Source organism: Pontibacterium sp. (assembly GCF_041587635.1).
Classification (GTDB): Bacteria; Pseudomonadota; Gammaproteobacteria; order Pseudomonadales; family Balneatricaceae; genus Pontibacterium.
Window position 1 is genome coordinate 1 of the sequence record NZ_JBFGYC010000216.1, and the last position, 6,186, is coordinate 6,186.

The following is a 6,186-nucleotide window of genomic DNA, read 5'->3' on the forward strand; positions in this document are numbered from 1 at the left end:
AAGAAAGGCAAGCACATCATTACCTCTAAAATTGAGCATAAAGCTGTTCTCGATACATGTCGTCAGCTGGAGCGAGAAGGTTTTGAAGTCACCTATTTGGATCCAAACAGCGAAGGTTTAATTGAGCCTCAGGTGGTTGCTGATGCGATCCGCGAAGACACAATTCTGGTGTCTTTGATGCACGTGAATAATGAGATCGGCACCATTACTGATATTCAGGCGATTGGTGAGCTGACGCGTCCAAAAGGTATTATTTTTCATGTAGATGCTGCACAGAGTGCAGGCAAAATTGAGATTGACATTACCAGCGCGAAAGTTGATCTGATGTCCTTCTCAGCCCACAAGTTCTACGGACCTAAAGGTATTGGTGCGCTGTATGTGCGCCGTAAGCCACGTGTTCGCTTAGAAGCCCAGATGCACGGTGGCGGCCATGAGCGTGGTATGCGTTCAGGTACTCTGCCTACTCATCAGATTGTAGGCATGGGTGAAGCCTGCCGTATCGCTAAAGAAGATCTGGCAAAAGACACCGCGCATGCACTCGGACTTCGTGATCGTTTTCTTGCTGGCATTGCGGATATGGAAGAGGTTTTCGTTAACGGTTCCAAAGAGCAGCGCGTAGTCAGTAATCTGAACGTCAGCTTTGCATTTGTTGAAGGCGAGTCGCTGCTGATGTCTCTGAAAGATCTGGCAGTTTCTTCCGGTTCAGCGTGTACGTCTGCGAGCCTGGAGCCTTCCTACGTGCTTCGTGCGTTGGGATTGAACGATGAAATGGCACACAGTTCCATTCGTTTCTCTTTCGGACGTTTTACTACAGAAGAAGACATCGATCGCGCTGTCGCTCAGATTCGCGAAGCAGTTAGCAAGTTACGTGAGCTGTCTCCATTGTGGGATATGTTTAAAGATGGTGTAGACCTTAGCAAGGTAGAGTGGGTTCACCACTAATCTAAGCTGAGAAATCAGGAGGTCAGACAATGGCTTACAGTGATCAGGTAATCGATCATTACGAGAATCCTCGTAATGTGGGCAAAATGAATGATGGTGACGAAAACGTTGGTACCGGTATGGTGGGTGCGCCTGCCTGCGGTGACGTTATGCGTTTGCAGATCAAAGTTAGCGATGAAGGCGTGATTGAAGACGCCAAGTTTAAGACCTACGGTTGTGGTTCTGCTATCGCCTCTAGCTCTCTGGTAACAGAGTGGGTTAAAGGTATGACGTTGGATCAGGCGGAAGAGTTGAAAAATACAACAATCGCTGAAGAGCTGGCGTTGCCGCCGGTTAAAATTCACTGCTCAGTATTGGCTGAAGACGCGATTAAAGCGGCTGTAGCTGACTACAAAGAGAAGCAGAATAAGAAGTAACTGATGAGGCCGCTGCTATCGTTGGTAGCCGCGGCGGGATATGTGAATTTATGGCAATTTCTATGAGTGATGCTGCGGTTCAGCACGTAGCGCGATATCTGGAAAAACGTGGGCATGGCTTTGGTATTCGCTTGGGTGTGCGCACTTCGGGTTGTTCCGGTATGGCCTACGTGCTTGAGTTCGTAGACGAAAAACAACCTGAGGACGAAATCTTTGAGTCTCAGGGTGTGCGGATAGTCATTGATCCGAAAAGCCTGTTGTACCTTGATGGTACTGAGTTGGATTTCGTGAAAGAAGGGTTGAACGAAGGCTTTAAGTTCAACAACCCTAACGTAAGCAGTGAATGCGGTTGCGGCGAAAGTTTCAACGTATAATCCATACCGGGCAGAGCAATGGATATTAGTAAGAATTTTTTTGAGCTGTTTGCCCTGCCGGTTTCCTTCCAAATCGATCCGATTAAGTTGTCTGAGCGGTACTTAGATCTGCAAAAGACGCTGCATCCGGATCGTCATGCCCATCTATCTGATCGTGAACGACGTCTGTCAGAGCAATATACGGCTTATCTGAATGAAGCTGTGACAACGCTCAAGGCGCCGCTGTCACGAGCACAGTATCTTCTCAAGTTGCAGGGATTCGATACCGCGAGTGAGAGTTCGGTGGCGATAGATCCTGTGTTCTTGATGCAGCAGATGGAGCTGCGTGAGCAGTTGGAAGAGATCCCGGATCAGGCTGATCCGTTCGAGGCGCTCGATGAGTTGTCTGAAGAAGTTGAGGCAATGCTGGCGCGGATGCGAGTAGAGTTCGCAGAACGCTATACCGCACAGGCCTATGAGGCTGCGGTGGCATTGGTGAGAAAAATGCAGTTTTTAGAGAAGTTGGCGCTCGAGGTTGAAAATCTTGAAGACCGACTGGATGACTGAGCAAACGATTTATGGCGCTGTTACAGATCGCAGAACCCGGCCAGAGTGCCGCTCCCCATCAGCATAAGTTGGCTGTGGGTATAGACTTGGGTACCACTAACTCATTGGTTGCGACCGTGAAAAGTGGTGAAGCTGTCACGCTGCCTGATGCAGATGGTCAGCATATTTTGCCGTCGGTTGTGCGCTATCTGGATTGCGGACGTCAGGAAGTGGGTTCGACGGCGCGTGAAAAAGCGTCATTCGATCCTTATAACACCATCGTTTCTGTTAAACGTTTGATGGGGCGTGGCGTAGAAGATGTGCGTGCATTGGGTGCGGAAGCTCCTTATCGCTTCGTCGCCGGCGACAATAGTATGCCGTTTATCTCTACCGTGGCGGGGCAGAAAAGTCCGGTACAGGTGTCTGCGGATATCTTGAGTGTACTGACACAGAGAGCTGAAGATTCTCTGGGTGGAGAAATTGTCGGTGCCGTCATAACTGTGCCAGCGTATTTCGACGAGGCTCAGCGTCAGGCAACTAAAGATGCTGCGACCTTGGCAAATATTAAAGTGCTGCGTCTATTGAATGAGCCGACGGCGGCTGCGGTCGCTTATGGTTTAGATGAGTCCGCAGAGGGTGTTATTGCGGTATATGACCTTGGTGGTGGTACCTTTGATATATCTATTCTGAGATTGAATAAAGGTGTTTTTGAGGTGCTGGCGACCGGTGGCGACAGTGCGCTAGGTGGAGATGATTTCGATTTGGCGCTTGCAACCTGGATTGCCGAACAGCAGGGGCTCGAGGTTGATAAGCTTAATACCGGGTTGGCACGTTATCTCACTGAAAAGGCCAGAGAAGTTAAAGAAGGTTTAACAGATGCAGATTCCGTTACTGCGCTGTTGGATTACGCTGACCTGAAAGGGAACGTTGTTGTTAGTCGTGCCCAGTTTGATGCGTTAATTGAAAAACTGGTGGCGCGCACGTTACGTGCCTGTAAGCGCACCTTGAAAGACTCTGGCGTCAGCGCAGAAGAGGTGAAGGATGTTGTCATGGTGGGCGGCTCCACTCGAGTGCCGTTGGTGCGTGAACAAGTATCGGGTTTCTTTGATCGTGAACTGCATATCGATATCGATCCGGACCGTGTTGTTGCGGTAGGTGCTGCGATACAGGCAGATGTATTGGCTGGGAATAAGCCGGACAGTGATATGTTGCTGTTGGATGTAATACCGCTCTCGCTGGGTTTGGAGATGATGGGTGGTTTAGTCGAGAAGGTTGTTCACAGAAATACTGCCATTCCGGTGGGGCGGGCTCAGGAGTTTACGACCTACCAGGATGGTCAGACGGCGATGGCGATTCATGTTCTGCAGGGTGAGCGTGAGCTGGTTGAGGATTGTCGTTCGCTGGCGCGTTTTGTATTGCGTGGCATACCGCCAATGGCTGCGGGCGCGGCAAAGATTCGAGTGACATTCCAGGTGGATGCGGATGGTCTGCTGAATGTGGCGGCAAAAGAGTTGTCCACAGGTGTAGAAAGCAGTATTCAGGTTAAACCATCCTATGGTTTGAGCGATGGCGAGATTGCGCAAATGCTGCAGGACTCCTATAGCCTGGCAGAAGGTGATCTGGATAAGCGTCGACTGCGAGAGCAGCAGGTTGAGGCTGATCGCTTGTTGGTTGCACTGGAGCAGGCGATTGAAGCCGATGGCGATCAGTTACTGACTCAGGATGAGCGCGAGATGTTGCTGGGTGAGATGTCGCAGCTTATTGCGCTACGTAATGGTGATGATGCGGATGCGATCGAGAAAGGTATCGTTGTCCTATCAAATGAAAGTGATTTCTTTGCATCGCGTCGTATGGATCATGGGATCCAGAAAGCCCTCCAGGGGCATACGATCGATGAGATTGAGGAGAAGAAGTAATGCCGCAGATTATTTTTCTGCCCCACGAAGAGCTGTGCCCGGACGGTCAGGTTATAGATGTTGAGCCGGGTATTACCGTATGTGATGCAGCGCTGCAGCATGGGATTGAGATTGAACACGCCTGTGAAAAGTCTTGTGCTTGTACAACCTGTCATGTGATTGTGCGTGAAGGCTTTGAGTCGATGGAAGAGTCTGATGAGCTGGAAGATGACATGCTGGACAAAGCGTGGGGGCTGGAGCCAGAATCACGTTTGAGCTGTCAGGCTGTTGTGGCGGATGAGGATCTGGTTGTAGAGATTCCTAAATACACGATCAATCAGGTGTCTGAGCGGCACTAAGCGGGAGTGGTTATGAGTCTAAAATGGGTAGATGTGATCGATATTGCCATCGAGTTATGTGAGCAGTATCCGGATCAGGATCCGCTGACCATCAGCTTTCCCGATCTTTATGAAAAAGTGATGGGTTTGGAAGAGTTTGACGACGACCCTAATCGCTGTGGCGAAAAGATTCTGGAAGCCATACAGGCTGCCTGGATCGAAGAGCAGGATTAATGAAAAGGCCCGGAATGTTCCGGGCCTTTTCATTGCGTGGCGCTGTTCACTGCAATGAACCTCGCGTATAATTGCGCGTTTAATTTTTGGTATGTCCTTAATACTTTCGGGGATTTAGAAATAATGGCAATCGAACGTACACTGTCCATCATCAAGCCGGACGCAGTTGCAAAAAACGTAATTGGTCAGATCGTAGCTCGCTTTGAAGCGGCGGATCTGAAAGTTGTAGATATGCAGATGAAGCAGCTGTCTCAGGCAGACGCTGAAGGCTTCTACGCTGAGCACAAAGAACGTCCTTTCTTCGCTGATCTGGTTGCGTTCATGACCTCTGGTCCTGTTGTTGTACAGGTTCTGGAAGGTGAAAACGCTATCGCTCAGAACCGTGATCTGATGGGTGCAACTAACCCACAGGAAGCGGCTGAAGGTACTATCCGTCGTGACTTCGCTGAGTCTATCGACGCGAACGCTGTACACGGTTCCGACTCTGCTACTTCTGCTGAGCGCGAAATCGCATACTTCTTCGGCAAGTAATTGTCGACAGGCCGCTCCGTTCGCGGAGCGGTCACCGCTTTACACATAACTGAGTTGAGTTCTATGACCGAATCCACCACTAAGGTAAATCTGCTGGGTATGTCTCCGGCCAAGCTGGAAGCATTCTTCGACGAGATTGGCGAAAAACGTTTTCGTGCCACCCAAGTGCTGAAATGGATTCATCAGCTTGGCGCAACCAGCTTTGATGAGATGACTAACATCTCTAAAGCTTTGCGCGAAAAACTCAACAAAATCGCAGAGATTCGAGATCCGGAAGTGGTGCTCGAAAATGTCTCCAAAGACGGTACTCGTAAATGGGTTATCCGTACTGATGGCGGTTCCTGCGTTGAAGCTGTGTTAATTCCGGAAAACGGCCGGGCGACACTGTGTGTGTCTTCCCAGATCGGTTGTGCTTTGGACTGCAGTTTCTGTTCTACCGGTAAGCAGGGCTTTAACCGAAACCTGTCTGCTGCTGAAATTATTGGTCAGGTTCGTATCGCTATCCGCTCTTTTGGTCCGTTTGATCCTTCCGGGGATCGCCGTGTAACCAATGTGGTGTTGATGGGAATGGGCGAACCGTTGATGAATTTTGACAATGTCGTTGATGCGATCCATTTGATGATGGAAGACAACGCATATTGTTTATCTAAACGTCGCGTGACTTTGTCAACGGCAGGCGTTGTGCCTGCGATAGACAAGCTCGGTGAGGTGACAGATGTTTCTCTGGCTGTGTCTTTACATGCACCCAATGATGAATTGCGTAACCAGCTAGTGCCTATCAATAAGCGTTATCCGATCAATGAGCTTATTGATGCATGTAATCGTTATTTAAGTGGTCTGAATGACAAGCGCGTCGCGACGGTTGAATATACGCTGATCGCGGGTGTAAACGACCAGCCGGAACACGCACGTCAGTTGGTGAAATTGTTGC

At 49.7% G+C, this 6,186-nt stretch carries 9 protein-coding genes; all 9 read left to right on the forward strand.

Features of this window, described 5'->3' with window-relative positions; all coding sequences use genetic code 11:
- A partial coding sequence (locus ABYW01_RS11565; protein WP_372832847.1) for an IscS subfamily cysteine desulfurase occupies positions 1-942 on the forward strand: 942 nt, incomplete at its 5' end.
- A 29-nt stretch (positions 943-971) separates the two neighbouring features.
- Positions 972-1,358, forward strand: coding sequence for a Fe-S cluster assembly scaffold IscU (iscU, locus tag ABYW01_RS11570; protein WP_372832848.1), 387 nt, complete (start codon positions 972-974; stop codon positions 1,356-1,358).
- A 50-nt stretch (positions 1,359-1,408) separates the two neighbouring features.
- The gene (gene iscA, locus ABYW01_RS11575; RefSeq protein ID WP_193954353.1) at positions 1,409-1,732 is read left to right on the forward strand and encodes an iron-sulfur cluster assembly protein IscA; all 324 of its coding nucleotides are present in this window, start codon (positions 1,409-1,411) and stop codon (positions 1,730-1,732) included.
- An 18-nt stretch (positions 1,733-1,750) separates the two neighbouring features.
- Positions 1,751-2,278, forward strand: a complete 528-nt coding sequence (gene hscB / locus ABYW01_RS11580) for a Fe-S protein assembly co-chaperone HscB (RefSeq protein ID WP_372832849.1) — start codon at positions 1,751-1,753, stop codon at positions 2,276-2,278.
- A gap of 11 nt (positions 2,279-2,289) precedes the next feature.
- Positions 2,290-4,173 carry a Fe-S protein assembly chaperone HscA gene (hscA, locus tag ABYW01_RS11585; protein ID WP_372832850.1) on the forward strand — a complete coding sequence of 628 codons (1,884 nt, stop codon included), beginning with the start codon at positions 2,290-2,292 and terminating at the stop codon, positions 4,171-4,173.
- Positions 4,173-4,511, forward strand: coding sequence for an ISC system 2Fe-2S type ferredoxin (fdx, locus tag ABYW01_RS11590; protein WP_193954350.1), 339 nt, complete (start codon positions 4,173-4,175; stop codon positions 4,509-4,511). The genes hscA and fdx overlap by 1 nt, the downstream gene beginning before the upstream one ends.
- Positions 4,512-4,523: 12 nt before the next feature.
- A complete protein-coding gene (iscX, locus tag ABYW01_RS11595) occupies positions 4,524-4,724 on the forward strand; it encodes a Fe-S cluster assembly protein IscX (RefSeq protein WP_372832851.1) in 201 nt (66 codons plus the stop codon).
- Between the two features lie 123 nt (positions 4,725-4,847).
- On the forward strand, positions 4,848-5,255 hold the full coding sequence (gene ndk, locus ABYW01_RS11600; RefSeq protein ID WP_193954348.1) for a nucleoside-diphosphate kinase: 408 nt from the start codon (positions 4,848-4,850) through the stop codon (positions 5,253-5,255).
- A gap of 63 nt (positions 5,256-5,318) precedes the next feature.
- Positions 5,319-6,186: 23S rRNA (adenine(2503)-C(2))-methyltransferase RlmN (rlmN, locus tag ABYW01_RS11605; RefSeq protein ID WP_372832853.1), on the forward strand; the 868-nt coding region annotated here is incomplete at its 3' end.